The organism is Amycolatopsis sp. NPDC104587 (genome assembly GCF_055583645.1).
Genome location: NZ_JBVJNO010000004.1, coordinates 338,912 through 353,727, shown reverse-complemented (window position 1 = coordinate 353,727; position 14,816 = coordinate 338,912). Strand labels below are relative to the sequence as shown.

Below are 14,816 nucleotides of genomic sequence, written 5' to 3'. Positions count from 1 at the left end.
GGGTCGATTTCGACGACCGGGACGGGGGAGGGGCCCCCCACGATGGGGGGGGAAAGAGGGGCTGAGGGAGGGAACCCTGCACCACCGGGCCCCCACTTTCACGGGAAAGTGCGGCCCCAGTGCTCGTGGTCAGATGCCCAGCCGGTGCAGCAGCTGGCCCTCCAGCCGTTCCAGCTCGCCGGCCACCGCCCGGTGGGCCGACTTCCGCCGGGCCGCCGGCATGCGCTCGGCCGCGCGGACCGTCGCCGACAGCTGCTCCAGCGTCCCGAGCGAGTCCTTCGCGAAGTCCTGGTCGGCCTTCGACGCCTTGTCGGACTTCTGCAGGTCACGGCAGCCTTCGGCGAGGCCGGCGATCCGTGCGTGCAGCGCCGCTCCGCGCCCGGTGTAGTCGCCCAGCTTGTCGACCGCGACCCCGAGCTTGCGTGCTTGGTAGCGGTCGTACATCTCCCGCGCGGCGCCCGCCGCGCGCACCGCGTACGGCGCGACGACCGGGATCACGGCCGGGCCGAGCACCTTGGCCACCGCGACCGCGTTCTTCGCCTTCTTGGGGGTGAATCGGCCTTCACCCTCGATCTTGGCCTTGCGCGCCATGGCACCCTCCTGCGACGTGTCGAGGTCGAACTTACTGTGCGCCAGGGTGGCGGGCATGTCGGCTCGGCCGGGGGAATCTAGAGTGATCTCCATGAAGGGCGAGGTGGTACTCGACGCGGGAGCGGTCAGCCGCTGCCGGCGACGGGTGCACCTCGAGCACGACCCGACGATGCGCGAGGTGCCGCTGTCCCCGCCGGACCCCACGGCGCAGCAGCGGATCGCCGACGCCACCGCGCACCGCGAGGACATCGTCACCCGGCTGATGGCCGCGAACCCTGGCGCCTGGGTGAAGATCGGCCGTGACCTCCCGGCCCACGAGCGCGTCGAGCAGACCGAACGCGCTTTTGCCGCCGAGGCGCCCTACATCTGGGGCGCGCTGCTGCCGGTCGACCCGGCCGGGCACCGGCGCGGTGGCATCGACCTGCTCGTCCGCACCGGCCGCGGGTACGTCCCGGTGCTCGTCGTGCGCCACCGCATCACCGACCGCGGCACCGGCGCGATCGTCACCGGGCCGACCGACCTCGACCCGGCGAACCGCGGCTCCGACGAGGGCCGCAAGGTCCGGTCGCAGCCGCGTGACCAGCTGCGGCTGGTGCACATCCGCCGCATGCTGCAGACGCTCGGGCAGGCCGACGAAAGCCTCGTCGTCGGCGGCGTGATCGGCCTCGACGCCGACGTCGTCGTCTGGCACGACCTCACGGCGGGCACCTGGCCGGGCGGGCGCAGCGCGCTCACCGAGTACCAGGTCCGGTTCGCCGACCGGCTCGCCATCGCGACCGCGGCCGCGAACGGCGAGGAGCCGCTGGCCGAGCCGTCGCGTGTGCTGGAGTGCCGCCGCTGCCCGTGGTGGCCGACGTGCGAAGCGCTGCTCACCGAAACCCGCGACGTCAGCCTGGTGGTCCGCGGGGAGGACGCGATGGAGCTGCGCCGCGCCGGCGTGTCCACTGTGGACGAGCTGGCGGCGCTCGACCCGGCGGGCGAGCCACCGGCGGTGAACTGGACGGGCGTCACGTTCCCGGACGCCGTGGTGCTCGCCCGCGCCTGGCTGGCCGACCTGACGCTGGTCCGCCGCGTCGACCGGGTCGAGGTCCCGCGCGCCGACGTCGAGGTCGACGTCGACATGGAGAGCTTCGGCGACGCGGGCGCGTACCTCTGGGGCTGCCTGCTGTCCGGCGCCGACATCGGGCTGGAGCCGGGCTACCGCGCCTTCGCGACGTGGGACCCGCTGCCCACCGACGACGAGGCGCGGTCGTTCGCGGAGTTCTGGGCGTGGCTCACGGACGTCCGCGAGCGCACCGAGGCCGCGGGCCTGACCTTCCGCGCCTACTGCTACAACGCGCTCGCCGAGAACCGCTGGCTCTTCGGTTCCGTCGAGCGTTTCGGCGACCACCCCGGGGTGCCCACGAAGAAGGACATTCAGTCCTTTGTGGACTCCGAGGAGTGGGTCGACCTCTTCCGCAGTGTCACCGACCAGTTCCTCTGCTCCCACGGCAAGGGCCTGAAGGTGATCGCCCCGGTGGCCGGGTTCGCGTGGCGCGACCCCGAAGCGGGCGGCGAGGCGTCGATGCGCTGGTACCGCGACGCGGTCGGCATGGACGGCGAAATCCCGGACGACGGCCAGCGCGAGCGCCTGCTGCGCTACAACGAGGACGACGTCCTCGCGACCCGTGCCCTGCGCGAGTGGATCGACGCCCGGGCGCAGACCGAAGTCCCGTACATGTTCGATCTCTGAGTAGTTCGCCGACTAAGACACTTGTTTGTCGACCGGGAGACCCCGCGGTTCGAGGCGGGCCTGTCGTTGCTGGGCGTGCTCGGCCCGGACCAGACGATCAGCCGACGCTGGTACGCCAAGAACCGCGGCACCGAGGCCCAGCTCAAGCAGTACGGCAAGCAGGCCGCCGAGGTGCAGGCCGGCGCCGAGATCCTCGAAGTGGCGCCCGGTCCCGGGTTCTTCGCCCTCGAGCTGGCGAAGCTCGGCTTCCGCGTCACCGGGCTCGACATCAGCCACACGATAGTCGAGATCGCGCTCGACGAAGCCCGCAAGTCCGGTGTGGACGTCGCCTTCCGGCAGGGAGACGTGACCACCGCGCCGTTCGACGGCGAGTCGTTCGACTTCCTGGTCTGTCAGGCCGCGTTCAAGAACTTCCGGCAGCCGGTGGCGGCGCTGAACGAGATGCACCGGCTGCTGCGGCCGGGCGGGTTCGCCGTGATCCACGACCTGAACCACGAAGCCACCGGCGCCGACATCCGGCGTGAGGTCGACGGGATGAACGTCGGCGCGGTCAGCGGGTTCACGGTCCGCCAGACGCTCGGCTGGCTGCGGCGGCGCGCGTTCACGCCGGCGCAGTTCCGGGAGCTGGCCGCCGAAAGCGCTTTCGGCGGTTGCCCGGTCACCGCCGACGGCGTCGGCCTGGAGGTCCGCCTGACCCGCTGACCGCGGCCGTCAGCGCGGGGCCATCCGGAGCGAGCCGTCCATGCGGACGACCTCGCCGTTCAGGTAGTCGTGGTCGATGAGCGACAGCGCGAGCTGCGCGTACTCGTCCGGCCGCGCGAGGCGCTTCGGGAACGGGATGCCGGCGGCGAGCGCCGCGCGGAACTCGTCGCTGACCGTCGCGAGCATCGGGGTGTCGACGATGCCCGGCGCGATGGTCAGCACCCGGATGCCGTGCGAGGCCAGGTCGCGCGCGGCCGGCAGGGTCAGCCCGACGATCCCGCCCTTGGACGAGGAGTACGCGACCTGCCCGATCTGGCCGTCGTAGGCGGCGATCGACGCGGTGTTGATGATGACACCACGGGCGTCGTCGGCCAGCGGCTCGGTCTTCGCGATGGCCTCGGCGGCGATCGTCAGGACGTTGAACGAGCCGACCAGGTTGATCTGGACGACCTTCGCGTACAGCGCGAGGTCGTGGCGGCCCTTCTTCGACAGGATCCGCGCGGACGGCCCGATGCCGGCGCAGTTCACCACGGTCCGCAGCGGCACGCCCGAGCCCGCCGCGGTCGCGACGGCGGCCTCGACCTGGTCGACGTCGGTCACGTCGGCTTCGACGTAGGTGATGCCCTCGACCTGCTCGGCCTGCTCGATCGACGGCGCCAGGTCCAGCGCGAACACCTTCGCGCCCTTGGCCGCGAGGGCCTTGGCCGTCGCCCCGCCGAGGCCGGACGCGCCCCCCGTGACGAGCGCGGCCGTGTCGGTGATCTGCATCTGTGCGTTCCTCTCCCGCGTGGGCTCCGGACACAGGTTAACGCTCGTTCGCACCGCTGATTTGTGTGCTCTCTCACCGCCCGCAAACTGCTGTTAACGCACCGCCGCGGTGTCGCGTGGAGTACTCACCCGTGTCCGGTTCCGTTAGCGCGGTGGTCAACTCCGGCTGTCACCTTCAGCACCATGACGCCAGCTCGGATCGTGGTGGTAGGAACCGGTTACGTCGGCTTGACCACAGGGGCCTCCCTGGCCAGTCTGGGTCATTACGTCACGTGCGTGGACGTCGACCGAACGAAGGTTTCCCGGCTCAGCGCGGGCCGGGTCGACATCCTCGAACCGGGGCTGGCCGACCTGGTCGCCCGCGGCATCGCGGCCGGACGCCTGCAGTTCGTCGTCGGCGCGCGGGACGCGGTCCGCGACGCGCAGGCGGTCTTCCTGTGCGTGCCGACGCCGATGGGCGCGGGCGGTTCCGCCGACCTGCGCGCGGTTGAGGCGGTGGCCGCCGAGATCGGCGACGTCCTGACCGCCGGCTGCGCCCTGGTCACCAAGTCGACCGTGCCGGTCGGCACGTCGAAGCGGATCCAGGAGATGCTGGGCCGCACCGACGTCCCGGTGGTGTCGAACCCCGAGTTCCTCCGCGAGGGCACCGCGGTCGCGGACTTCCTGGGCCCGGACCGGATCGTCGTCGGCTCCGACGACCACGCCGCCGCGCAGTGGGTCGGCGAGCTGTACGCCGAGCTGGACGCGCCGGTCGTCGTCGCCGACGCGGCGAGCGCGGAGCTCGTGAAGTACGCCGCGAACTGCTATCTCGCGCTGAAGCTGTCCTACGTCAACTCGATCGCCGAGCTGTGCGAGCGGCTGGGCGCGGACATCAACCTCGTCACCGAGGGCATGGGCTACGACCGCCGGATCGGCCGGACGTTCCTCAAGCCGGGTCCGGGCTGGGGCGGCTCCTGCCTGCCGAAGGACACGAGCGCGCTGGTCAAGGTCGCGGAGTCGGTGCAGTACGACTTCAAGATGCTGACCTCGGCCATCGAGGAGAACATCGCCCAGCGCGACCGGATCGTCGCGAAGATCGCCGGCGCGGTCGGCGGCACGCTGGCCGGTGCCCGGATCGGCGTGCTGGGCCTCGCCTTCAAGGCGGGCACCAACGACCTGCGCGACTCGCCCGCGCTCGCCGTCGCGTCGGTGCTGTGCGCGCTCGGCGCCGAGCTGGTCGCCTACGACCCGGCGGTCGGCAGCGAGATCGACGGGATGACCGTGGTCGACGACGCCTACCAGGTCGCGAAGGACGCGGACGTGGTCGTGGTGCTGACCGAGTGGGCCGAGTTCAAGCACCTCGACTGGCGCGCGATGGCCGAGCTGATGGACGGCATCGACGTCGTCGACACGCGGAACCTGCTGGACCCGCGCACGGTCGTCGACGCCGGGCTGTCCTGGCAGGGTGTCGGGCGGCCGCGGGCGGCCGCGCGGATCAAGGTTTCCTGACGGGGCTTCCTCCGGCTAAGGTGATCGGCACGGCATCGCGTGTCGGTCACCGGCTGGGTGAGGCATGGAGGTGGCGGGAGTGCCCCGGAGGCATCTCACTCGTGTCAGTTTCCGTTTCCGTTGAACTGAACCATCTGATCGTCCCGTCCCGGAACAACCGGGAATCCGCTGAATTCTTCGCGAACCTGCTCGGCCTCGAAATCGGGGAAGAATGGGGTCCGTTCATTCCCGTCGAGACGCGCAACGGCGTCCGGCTGGACTTCGCGAGCATCCCCGAAGGTGACCTGCGCCTGCAGCACTACTGCTTCCTGATCCCGGAAGACGACTTCGACGCCGTCTTTGCGCGGCTCGTCGAAACCGGCGTGACCTACCACGCCGATCCGCAGGGAAAGCAGGTCGGCGAAATCAACCACAACCACGGCGGCCGTGGCGTCTACTTCCTCGATCCCGGCGGCAACGGGATCGAAGTCATCACGCAGCCGTACGAGCCGGAACGGCGTCGCCCGGCGTCCTGGTAGTTACCATCGGGGCATGTTCACGACGAGGCCGGAGCTGGCCGGCACCTTCGGGATGGTGGCATCAACGCACTGGCTGGCCTCGGCCACCGGGATGGCGGTGCTGGAGGACGGCGGCAACGCGTTCGACGCGGCGGTCGCGGCCGGGTTCGTCCTGCAGGTCGCCGAGCCGCACCTGTGCGGCCCGGCGGGCCAGGTGCCCGGCCTCTTCGTGACGGCGGACGACCCGACCCCGCGGGCACTGGCCGGTCAAGGCCCGTCGCCCGCGGGGGCCACCGCCGCGCATTTCGCGTCGCTCGGGCTCGACCTGATCCCCGGCAGCGGTCTGCTCCCGGCGACCGTCCCCGGCGCGTGGGACGGCTGGCTTCTGCTGCTTCGCGACTACGGCACGAAGTCGCTTCGCTCGGTGCTGTCGTACGCGATCGGCTACGCGCGCAACGGCGTCCCGCTGGTGTCGCGGGTGGGGGACACGATCAGCGCCGTCTCGCGGCTGTTCACCGAGCACTGGCCGACGTCGGCGGCACTCTGGATGCCGGACGGCAAACCCGCGTCGGGCCTGCACCGGAACCCGACCTTGGCGGACACCTGGGAACGGCTCCTGAGCGAGGCGGAGTCCGTCCCGGGCCGGGAGGCGCAGATCGACGCGGGACGTCGGGCCTGGTCACAGGGTTTTGTCGCGGAAGCGATCGAGGAGTTCAGCCGCACCGCGTTCCGCGACGACTCCGGCCGCGACCACGCGGGCCTGCTCACCGGCGACGACCTGGCGTCGTGGTCGGCGTCGTACGAGGACCCGGCGTTCGTGGACGTCGACGACTGGCGCCTGGTCAAGATGGGCGGCTGGACGCAGGGCCCGGCCCTGCTGCAGCAGGCGCTGCTGATGCACGGCTTCCGCGACGAGCTGTCCTTTGTGGACGGCGTGGCGTCGGAGCGCACGGTCCACTTGGCGACTGAAGCGGCGAAGCTCGCCTTCGCGGACCGCGAGGCGTGGTACGGCGACACGGAGGTGCCACTGGACGTGCTGCTCTCTGCTTCTTACACGGATGCCCGGCGGGCGCTGATCACCGATACGGCGTCTGCCGCGCTTCGCCCCGGGGACGCTCGTGGCCCGGCCCGGCTCCCGGCGATCCTGGATTCTCTGCAGGGCGTGCGGGCCGAAGGCGGCGCGACGGGCGAGCCGACGATCGGCCCCCAGGGCCAGACCCGCGGCGACACGGTCCACCTCGACGTCGTCGACGCGGCAGGCAACCTGGTTTCGCTGACCCCGTCGGGCGGCTGGCTGCAGTCGAGCCCGACGATCCCGTCGCTGGGCTTCTGCCTGGATTCGCGCGGCCAGATGTTCTGGCTGGAGCAGGGCCTGCCGAACTCCCTGGCCCCGCGCAAGCGCCCGCGCATCACGCTGTCGCCGTCCCTGGCCCTGCGCGACGGAGTCCCGACGCTGGCGTTCGGCACTCCGGGCGGCGACCAGCAGGACCAGTGGCAGCTTTGTTTCTGGCTGGCCCACGTGTACGGCGGCCTGAACCTCCAGGAGTCGATCGACGCACCCGCGTGGCACACAACGGCGTTCCCGAGCTCGTTCTACCCGCGCTCGTGGAACCCGCGGGAGCTGGTGGTGGAGTCCCGGCTGGGAGCGTCCACTTTGGACGCCCTGCGCGACCGCGGCCACCAGCTCGTGGACGCCGGAGACTGGGCGCTGGGCCGCCTGTCAGCGGTTTCCCGCACCGACGGCCTCCTGCACGCGGCGGCGAACGCCCGGGGAATGCAGGGCTACGCAGCCGGGCGTTAGCTCGGCCGCTCCCAGAGCCAGAACTCGATGCCCTGGTTGTCCGTGCAGTCGGCCGTGAAGCCGTAGGGGTGGTTCTCGACTGCACCTGCCTGGCCACCCTGCTCGCGGACCCGCGTCAGGGCGGCTTCCAGGTTGTCCACCGCGAACATCAGCTTCCAGCCGACCTGCCGGTCCGGGCCGCCCCAGAGGCCGCCCTCCAGGCCGTGGCCCTGGATGCTCCAGGCCGTCGGCTGCGAGCCCGCGGTGAACTCCCAGCCGAGCACCGCGCCGTAGAACGTCTTCGCCGGCTCGTCCTGCGGGACCTGGAACGTGAAGTACATGGCCTCGCCCTGCTTCGGCGAAGCGGCGGCGGCGGGTGCGGCCTGCGAGACGAGCCAGCGCTGGCCGAACGGGTCGCGGAACGAGCCGCCCCGGCCGTACGGCGAGTCGCTCACCGCGCGGATCAGCGTCGCGCCCAGCTCCAGGGCCCGGGAGACGCTGACGTCCGCGTCCGGCACCTCGACCCGCACCGACGCACCTCCTTCGCGGGGTGCCACGTGCCCGATCTCCGGGTGCTCCTCGGCGAGCATCAGGACGGCGTCGCCGATGGCCAGCTCGGCGTGCCCGACCTTGCCGTCCGGCATGACGATCGGGTCGCCGCGGCGGGTCGCGCCGAAGACGTCGACGTAGAAGTCGAGCGCGGCCCGGGCGTCGGACACGGCGAGGTAGGGCGTCAGGGAACGCAGCTGAGTGGCGGGTGCCTCTGAAGTGGTGGTCATATCGGCTCCGTTCAAGATGGCGCGACGCAGGTTGTCACGCAGTTCGGCGGCGAAGTCCGGGTCGGGCGCGACCCGCGCGGAGGGGCGGCGAAGCGCGTCGAAAGGCTCAGGCATCGCGACCCTCCTTCTCTTCGTAAGCACGCCGGAACGCGGCACGGGCCCGCACGAGCAACGCCTCGGTGGCGTGCACGCTGCGGCCCAGGTGGCCGGCGACCTCGGGCACCCCGAGGCCGTCGACGTAGCGCAGGGTCAACGCCGCCTGGTGGTGCGGCCCGAGCGATTTGAGCACCTGTCTCGCGCGCAGGGCGTCGAGCTGCTCGTCCCACGGGTCCTCGACGGCCGGCTCGCTGTCGTGCACCAGCCGCAGCCCGCGTTCCTCACGTTCTTTGCGCCGCCAGTGGTCGGCGAGCTTGTGCCGGGCGACGCCGATCAGCCACCCGGTGCTCACTGGAGGTGCGTACTCCTTGCGACAGGCGGCGACCGCCCCGAGGAACGTCTCGGACGTGAGCTCCTCGGCGAGCGTGCGGTCACCGCACCGGGACAGCAGGTACCCGTAGACCTCCGGCAGCGCGGTCTCGTAGAGCCCGAGCAGCGCGAAGGCCGGGTCCGGTCGTACCCGAGGTTCCGTCACACCCTCATCGTCGCTTGGCGGGCACCTTTTCCGACGGGTGAACCCGCGTCTTTTTCGGCGGCCAGTTCACCCGGATGGTGACAACGTGATCACGCCGCCCGGGAAAGAGCCGGTAGACGCTGACGACGAAGGTCCCGGGCCGCGCCCGCTTCCGCGACAGGTAGTCGTGCGCGCAGGCCGTCCCGTACCGGACGGTCCACCCCTGGTACCGATCACTGCGGTGCTCCAGCACGAACCCCATGTCATCGACGAGTTCGGTGTATTCGTGCACCCGCCCGTCCTCGGCCTCGCGCCGGTACTCGAGCTCGTGGGGGTAGCCGTACCTGTCCATGACCTGCAGGTTCTCGACGCAAGTCAGCACAACACGGCCACAAAGGGGGAATCCCGCTTCGGACCGCCCGCCCTACGATTCGTGGTTGATCGACAGCGAGGGGTGACCACCATGGATCGGCCGACAAAGCCGAACTACCGGCGACGCCAGCTCGGCCGCACCCTGCGCAAGCTACGCGAGGCGGCGGGGCTGAGCCAAGAGGAGGCGGGCGGGCCGCTTCGGTTCTCCACGTCGAAGATGAGCCGGATCGAGCAGGGGTTCATCCCGGGCTACAACGACTTCCTGGCGCTGCTCGACCGCTACGGGATCATCAGCTCGGACTACGGCGAGTACGTGCGGATGTTCGACTACGCCAAGGAGAAGGGCTGGTGGCACGCCTTCGGTTTGAACGATCGCGGTTTCGTGAGCGTGGAAGCCGAGGCTTCCTGGATCCGGAACTACCAGCTCGGGTTCGTGCCGGGATTGCTGCAGACCGAGGAGTACATGCGTGCCACCTTCGCCGGTGCGCGCGACTCGTTCGAGGGCGCCGATCTGGAGAACCAGATCCAGGTTCGCCTGCGCCGCCAGCTTCGCCTGGTCGAGGCGCCGCTGCTGAAGCTGCATGCGGTGATCGACGAATCCGTGATTCGGCGCGAGCCGTGCGGTGCGGCGCAGTTGCGCCGCCTGATCGAGGCCGGTGAGCTGCCGAATGTCGTGATTCAGGTGCTTCCGTGGACGGCTGGATCGCACGATGGTCTGTACAGCAACTTCATCCTCGCAGAATTTCCGGATAAGGCTGAGACTGACCTGGCCTACGTGCAGTACGGATTCGGTGCTCTTCAGATCGAAAAGGAGGCTGATGTGCGCGCTGCTAGGCTGAGTTTCGATCATCTCGCCGATCTGGCTCTGGACGACGAAGACTCGCGCACTCTCATCGCGGAGATGATCGCCGAGATGTAGTCCGACGAGAGGCGAGCACCGTGGACTGGCGGAAGAGCAGCTACAGCGGCGGCGGCAACAACGATGACTGTGTCGAGGTCGCGTTCGCCGGTGCCGCCGTCGCCGCTCGGGACTCGAAAGCGCCCGCGGCCGGGGCACTCGAAGTGCCACCGGCCGCTTGGCTCGCCTTCACGGCTCAGCTCACACCCGGGGGTCCGGCAACCGCCGCGCGGTAACCGCCACGATCACTGCCAGCACCGCCACCAGCCCGATCACCAGGGCGAACGCGTCCCGGGTCCCCATCGAACCCGACAGCGCCGCGTACAAACTCCCCAACGTCGCCACACCCAGCGCCAGCGACGTCTGCTGATTGGTCGTCATCACCCCGGACCCGACCCCGGCCAGATCCGTGGGCACGTGCGAAAGCACGATCCGGAACAGCGTCGTCATCGCCAGCGCGTTCCCGACACCGATCGCCACCATCGACGGCGCCAGGTCCACCACCGTCACGTGCGGCCACGTCGACAGCGTCGTGCACAGCAGCGCCACCATGCCCACCGCCGTGATCGCGCCGCCGATCGGGACCACCTTCTGGCCGTACCGGGTCACCAGCCTGCTGCTCAGCATCGACACCGTGAAGTACGCGACCGCGAGCGGCGTCAGCGCGGCGCCCGCGCCCAGCGGCCCGAAGTGCAGGCCTTCCTGGAGCGTCATCGCGAACACGAACATGAACGAGCCGAACGCGCCGAAGAACGGGATCGCCACCATCAGCCCGCTGCGCACACTCGGCAGCCGCATCACCGACGGTGGCAGCAGCGGTGTGCCGCCGGTTCGCTCCAGGCGCCGCTCCACGTGCACGAACGCCGCGGCCGACACCGGGGACAGCGCCAGCAGCACGATCGACCACACCGGCCAGCCCAGTGCTCGCCCCTCCATCAGCGGGACCAGCAACGACAGCAGGGTCGTCGCCAGCAACGCCGTGCCGAGGCGGTCGACGCCCAGCGGGTTGTGCGCGCGGCTTTCCGGCAGCCGCCGGGCCAGCACCAGGACCACCAGGCCGATCGGCACGTTCACCAGGAAGATCGGGCGCCAGCCGGTGCCGAACAGGTTCGCCGCCACCAAGGCGCCGCCGGCCAGCTGGCCGACGACCGTCGAGAGGCCGCCCGTGGCGCCGTACAAGCCCAGGGCCCGTGAACGTTCTTCGCCGGACGTCGTCGCCTGGATGATCGAGAGCACCTGCGGCAGCAGCAACGCCGACGCCGCCCCCTGCGCGGCGCGGGCGATCACCAGCGTGGTCGCAGTCGGGGCGATTCCGCAGGCCAGGGACGTCAGCGTGAACAGCCATAGCCCCGCGAAGAACAGCCGCCGTCGGCCGAACGAGTCGCCGAGGCGGCCGCCGACCACCAGCAGCACCGCGTACGCGATGCCGTAGGCGGCCACCACCAGTTCGAGGGTCGCCGTGGACGCGTGGAGGTCGGCATCGATCGTCGGCAGCGCGACGTTGACGATGAAGAAGTCGATGATCGGCAGTGCCGCCCCCAGCAGCACGGTGACCAGGCCGGCGGGGGTCAGTCCCGGCCGGGAAGGGGCGCCGAGGGTGCTCGGCGCGAGGTGAGTCGTGGTCATGACTACTACGATCGACCCGAATCCAACCTAGTACCAGTTGCTGTTTATCCAGGTACCGTCACTACCTGGTACCAGGTTCAGGGGCGTGCGATCCTGGCACCATGACCACCGCCGTCGAATCCGAGCTTCGCCGCCAGGAACTCGCGAGGTTCCTGCGCAGCCGGCGTGAGCGGATCACGCCCGAGCAGGTCGGCCTCCCGATCATGGGCCGCCGCCGGACGCCAGGGCTGCGTCGCGAAGAGGTCGCGCAGCTCGCCGGCGTCGGGGTCACCTGGTACACGTGGCTCGAGCAGGGGCGCGACATCAACGCGTCCGAGCAGGTGCTGCAGGCGATCGCCCGCACGCTGCGGCTCGACCCCCACGAGCACACCCATCTCTTCCGCCTGGCCGGCGCGCCCGAGCCGGAGAGCGAGAAGGACTGCCAGGTCCTCTCGCCGCAGCTGGAGCTGATGCTGAAGAAGCTGGAGCCGTACCCGGTCGCGGTGCGCAACGCCCGCTGCGACCTGCTCGGCTACAACCGCGGCTACAGCCGGCTGATGGGCGACGTCGACGCGATCCCGTTCGAGGACCGCAACACCCTGGTCCAGTGCCTGCTCAACCCGCAGTGGCGCGAGCGCATGCTCGACTGGGAGACGAACATCCCGCGCGTGATCGCGTCCTTCCGCGCGGCGATGGCCGAGCACGTCGCCGAGCCGGCGTGGAAGCAGCTGGTCAAGCGTCTGAAGGCGGAGTCGCCGCTGTTCGCCGAGCTCTGGCCGCACCACGACGTCAACTCCGAGCCGATCCGCACCAAGCGCTACCTGCACCCGGACGTCGGGCTGCTGCAGTTCAACTTCACGTACCTCTACTACGGCCGCCGCTCGGAGATCACCGTGTCGACGTACACCCCGGCCGACGAGGAGACAGCGGCGAAGCTCCCGCTCATGGTCGACTGACGACGTACGCGGACTGTCGCTCTGTGACGGACGCGCCGACCCGCCACGACCGGTAGTTTTCGCGGCATGAGATGGCAGCCGGGCTGGTCCCCGTGGGTGGGGCGCGTGGTGCGCACCATCGTTGTCACGGGGTTCGTGCTCGGGGCGACCAGCGGGGCGTCGCGGTGGGATCCCGCCGCGCCGGCGATGACCACCGGCGCCCTCTTGTGGCTGCTCGCCACCACGCTGACGCTGCTGGTCGTCCACCGCTTCCCGCTGACGCTCTTCCTGGTGACGGCCGCGTCCGCGTTCGGTTACTACGCCTCGGGGCTGCCCGGCGGGCCGGTGATCATCGTGCCGACCATCGCCCTGTTCCTGCTCACCCGGCAGCGCGGCCCGGTCACCGCCGGGATCACCGGCGCCGCCGCGCTGACCGTCGCCTACCTGGCGCACGTGGTGACGTCGGGGTCGTTCACGCTGGCGGTCGGCGCCGGGTTCGTCGTGGTGTGGCTGGTGGCCGTCATCGGGATCGGCACCGCCGTCCGGTACCAGCTCGACGCGCTCGCCGCCCGCCGCGAGCAGGCCGACGAGCACCGGCACCGGCTCGCCGAGCAGGAGCGGCTGCGCATCGCGCGGGAGGTGCACGACGTCGTCGCGCACAGCCTGGCCATGATCAACGTCCAGGCGGGCGTCGCCGCGCACGTCGCCGACCGGCGGCCCGAGCAGGCGAAAGAGGCGCTGCTCAACATCAAGGAAGCCAGCGCGTCCGCGCTCAAGGACCTGCGCGCGACGCTGGCCGTGCTGCGCTCCGGTGAGGACAAGGCGCCCGCGCCGAGCCTCGCCCAGGCCGCCGAGCTGCTGGCCCACGCGCGTGACGCCGGGCTCGTCGTCGACGTTCACGGCGAGCCCGGTGACCTCCCCGCACCGGTCGACGCCGCGGGCTACCGGATCCTGCAGGAGTCGCTGACCAACGTCGTCCGGCACGCCGACCAGCCGAACCACGTCGACGTCCGGTTCGAGCGCAAGCCGGGCGCCTTCACGCTCCGGGTGCGTGACGACGGCCGCGGCACCGCCCAGCCGACACCGGGCCACGGCCTGCGGGGCATGAGCGAACGCGCCGCCGCGCTCGGCGGCCGGTGCACCGCCGGGCCGGTCGACGGCGGCTTCGAAGTGCGTGTCGAGCTACCGATCGAGGGGGAAGCATGATCCGCGTCCTGCTGGCCGACGACCAGGTCCTGGTCCGCGCCGGGTTCCGCGTGCTGCTGGAGACCGAAGACGGCTTCGAGGTCTGCGGCGAGGCGGGCGACGGCGAGCAGGCCGTGGCCGGCGCGATCGAGCACAAGCCGGACATCGTCGTGATGGATATCCGGATGCCGGGCGTCGACGGCCTCGAAGCGACCCGCCGGATCACCGCGAACCCCGACCTCGCCGGGACGAAGGTGCTGGTCCTGACCACCTTCGACGTCGACGAGTACGTCTACGAAGCCCTGCGCGCGGGCGCCAGCGGGTTCCTGCTGAAGGACACCGAACCGGTCGAGCTGCTGCGCGCGCTGCGCGTCGTCATGAGCGGGGAGGCGCTGCTGGCGCCGACCGTGACGCGCCGGCTGATCCAGGAGTTCGTCGGCCGCCCGGAGAACCGGAGCATCAACACGAGCGCGGTCCGGGAGATCACCGACCGCGAACGCGAGGTGCTCGGGCTGGTGGCGGGCGGCATGTCGAACGACGAAATCGCCGCCCACCTGGTGATCTCGACGGCGACGGCCCGCACGCACGTGAGCCGCATCATGACGAAGATCGGCGCGCGCGACCGGGCGCAGCTGGTCGTGCTGGCCTACGAGTCGGGTCTGGTCAGACCCCGTCGCCCCGCCTGACCCGGCGGACGACGCGCACGGCGCGGACCAGGAAGACGAGCGCGAGGACCGCGACCAGGCAGATCCAGACCATGGTGCCTCCTCTCCCGGCCGATGCTCTGCTCAAGAGGCGTCCGAGCGGGGGACGGCGTTCACTGACACGGCCGAAGTCACACCTTCGGGCTAAGCGTGGGTGACTACCCGGCTAA

General features: G+C 70.8%; 16 protein-coding genes. 10 read left to right on the top strand and 6 right to left on the bottom strand.

Translation table 11 applies throughout. The features are described from left to right. Positions 1-129: 129 nt before the first annotated feature. Positions 130-591: a DUF6474 family protein gene (locus ACZ61C_RS13540; protein ID WP_465307016.1), complete on the bottom strand. Its 462-nt coding sequence runs from the start codon at positions 589-591 to the stop codon at positions 130-132. Positions 592-682: 91 nt separating this feature from the next. Here ACZ61C_RS13540 and ACZ61C_RS13535 point away from each other — a divergent pair, with 91 nt between their 5' ends. Together ACZ61C_RS13535 and ACZ61C_RS13530 are read left to right on the top strand one after the other, a co-directional pair. Next, positions 683-2,323: a TM0106 family RecB-like putative nuclease gene (locus tag ACZ61C_RS13535; protein ID WP_465306301.1), complete on the top strand. Its 1,641-nt coding sequence runs from the start codon at positions 683-685 to the stop codon at positions 2,321-2,323. Between the two features lie 21 nt (positions 2,324-2,344). After that, positions 2,345-3,025, top strand: a complete 681-nt coding sequence (locus ACZ61C_RS13530; protein WP_465306299.1) for a class I SAM-dependent methyltransferase — start codon at positions 2,345-2,347, stop codon at positions 3,023-3,025. 9 nt (positions 3,026-3,034) lie between these two features. Here ACZ61C_RS13530 and ACZ61C_RS13525 read toward each other — a convergent pair whose 3' ends face one another. Further along, entirely contained in the window at positions 3,035-3,793 is a 759-nt protein-coding gene (locus ACZ61C_RS13525) for an SDR family NAD(P)-dependent oxidoreductase (protein ID WP_465306297.1), read from the bottom strand. A 183-nt stretch (positions 3,794-3,976) separates the two neighbouring features. Between ACZ61C_RS13525 and ACZ61C_RS13520 the strand changes: the two genes are divergently transcribed. Genes ACZ61C_RS13520 through ACZ61C_RS13510 form a run of 3 tightly spaced genes read left to right on the top strand, consistent with a single transcriptional unit; the run spans position 3,977 to position 7,579 of the window. Next, complete coding sequence (locus ACZ61C_RS13520; protein ID WP_465306295.1) at positions 3,977-5,281, top strand: UDP-glucose dehydrogenase family protein; 1,305 nt, start codon at positions 3,977-3,979, stop codon at positions 5,279-5,281. 20 nt (positions 5,282-5,301) lie between these two features. Next, the gene (locus ACZ61C_RS13515; protein ID WP_465306293.1) at positions 5,302-5,799 is read left to right on the top strand and encodes a VOC family protein; all 498 of its coding nucleotides are present in this window, start codon (positions 5,302-5,304) and stop codon (positions 5,797-5,799) included. A 13-nt stretch (positions 5,800-5,812) separates the two neighbouring features. Next, a complete protein-coding gene (locus ACZ61C_RS13510) occupies positions 5,813-7,579 on the top strand; it encodes a gamma-glutamyltransferase family protein (RefSeq protein WP_465306291.1) in 1,767 nt (588 codons plus the stop codon). Here ACZ61C_RS13510 and ACZ61C_RS13505 read toward each other — a convergent pair. The 3 genes from ACZ61C_RS13505 to ACZ61C_RS13495 are packed head-to-tail and all read right to left on the bottom strand — an operon-like array spanning position 7,576 to position 9,299. Beyond that, a complete protein-coding gene (locus ACZ61C_RS13505; protein ID WP_465306289.1) occupies positions 7,576-8,451 on the bottom strand; it encodes a VOC family protein in 876 nt (291 codons plus the stop codon). The two genes, ACZ61C_RS13510 and ACZ61C_RS13505, sit on opposite strands and share 4 nt — an antisense overlap. Further along, positions 8,444-8,968: an RNA polymerase sigma factor gene (locus ACZ61C_RS13500; RefSeq protein ID WP_465306287.1), complete on the bottom strand. Its 525-nt coding sequence runs from the start codon at positions 8,966-8,968 to the stop codon at positions 8,444-8,446. Before ACZ61C_RS13500 ends, ACZ61C_RS13505 begins: the two co-directional genes overlap by 8 nt. Before the next feature lie 4 nt (positions 8,969-8,972). Then, complete coding sequence (locus ACZ61C_RS13495; protein WP_465306285.1) at positions 8,973-9,299, bottom strand: hypothetical protein; 327 nt, start codon at positions 9,297-9,299, stop codon at positions 8,973-8,975. Between the two features lie 111 nt (positions 9,300-9,410). On the opposite strand from ACZ61C_RS13495, the gene ACZ61C_RS13490 reads away from it, so the two are divergent. Continuing rightward, the gene (locus tag ACZ61C_RS13490; RefSeq protein ID WP_465307014.1) at positions 9,411-10,238 is read left to right on the top strand and encodes a helix-turn-helix domain-containing protein; all 828 of its coding nucleotides are present in this window, start codon (positions 9,411-9,413) and stop codon (positions 10,236-10,238) included. A 20-nt stretch (positions 10,239-10,258) separates the two neighbouring features. Next, a complete protein-coding gene (locus tag ACZ61C_RS13485; RefSeq protein WP_465306283.1) occupies positions 10,259-10,453 on the top strand; it encodes a DUF397 domain-containing protein in 195 nt (64 codons plus the stop codon). On the opposite strand, the gene ACZ61C_RS13480 is transcribed toward ACZ61C_RS13485, so the two are convergent. After that, on the bottom strand, positions 10,419-11,843 hold the full coding sequence (locus ACZ61C_RS13480) for an MFS transporter (protein ID WP_465306281.1): 1,425 nt from the start codon (positions 11,841-11,843) through the stop codon (positions 10,419-10,421). The genes ACZ61C_RS13485 and ACZ61C_RS13480 overlap by 35 nt on opposite strands. Before the next feature lie 101 nt (positions 11,844-11,944). Here ACZ61C_RS13480 and ACZ61C_RS13475 point away from each other — a divergent pair, with 101 nt between their 5' ends. The 3 genes from ACZ61C_RS13475 (at position 11,945) to ACZ61C_RS13465 (ending at position 14,628) form a co-directional block, all read left to right on the top strand. After that, a complete protein-coding gene (locus ACZ61C_RS13475) occupies positions 11,945-12,778 on the top strand; it encodes a helix-turn-helix transcriptional regulator (protein ID WP_465306279.1) in 834 nt (277 codons plus the stop codon). 66 nt (positions 12,779-12,844) lie between these two features. Next, positions 12,845-13,963, top strand: coding sequence for a sensor histidine kinase (locus ACZ61C_RS13470; protein ID WP_465306277.1), 1,119 nt, complete (start codon positions 12,845-12,847; stop codon positions 13,961-13,963). Further along, positions 13,960-14,628, top strand: a complete 669-nt coding sequence (locus tag ACZ61C_RS13465; protein WP_465306275.1) for a response regulator transcription factor — start codon at positions 13,960-13,962, stop codon at positions 14,626-14,628. The genes ACZ61C_RS13470 and ACZ61C_RS13465 overlap by 4 nt, the downstream gene beginning before the upstream one ends. The last annotated feature ends 188 nt before the right edge of the window (positions 14,629-14,816 follow it).

Coding starts and splice junctions, on each gene's coding strand:
- ACZ61C_RS13470 (WP_465306277.1), top strand. CDS start 12,845: ATGAGATGGCAGCCGGGCTGGTCCCCGTGGGTGGGGCGCGTGGTGCGC.
- ACZ61C_RS13520 (WP_465306295.1), top strand. CDS start 3,977: ATGACGCCAGCTCGGATCGTGGTGGTAGGAACCGGTTACGTCGGCTTG.
- ACZ61C_RS13475 (WP_465306279.1), top strand. CDS start 11,945: ATGACCACCGCCGTCGAATCCGAGCTTCGCCGCCAGGAACTCGCGAGG.
- ACZ61C_RS13540 (WP_465307016.1), bottom strand. CDS start 591: ATGGCGCGCAAGGCCAAGATCGAGGGTGAAGGCCGATTCACCCCCAAG.
- ACZ61C_RS13535 (WP_465306301.1), top strand. CDS start 683: ATGAAGGGCGAGGTGGTACTCGACGCGGGAGCGGTCAGCCGCTGCCGG.
- ACZ61C_RS13490 (WP_465307014.1), top strand. CDS start 9,411: ATGGATCGGCCGACAAAGCCGAACTACCGGCGACGCCAGCTCGGCCGC.
- ACZ61C_RS13505 (WP_465306289.1), bottom strand. CDS start 8,451: ATGCCTGAGCCTTTCGACGCGCTTCGCCGCCCCTCCGCGCGGGTCGCG.
- ACZ61C_RS13495 (WP_465306285.1), bottom strand. CDS start 9,299: ATGGACAGGTACGGCTACCCCCACGAGCTCGAGTACCGGCGCGAGGCC.
- ACZ61C_RS13525 (WP_465306297.1), bottom strand. CDS start 3,793: ATGCAGATCACCGACACGGCCGCGCTCGTCACGGGGGGCGCGTCCGGC.
- ACZ61C_RS13465 (WP_465306275.1), top strand. CDS start 13,960: ATGATCCGCGTCCTGCTGGCCGACGACCAGGTCCTGGTCCGCGCCGGG.
- ACZ61C_RS13510 (WP_465306291.1), top strand. CDS start 5,813: ATGTTCACGACGAGGCCGGAGCTGGCCGGCACCTTCGGGATGGTGGCA.
- ACZ61C_RS13480 (WP_465306281.1), bottom strand. CDS start 11,843: ATGACCACGACTCACCTCGCGCCGAGCACCCTCGGCGCCCCTTCCCGG.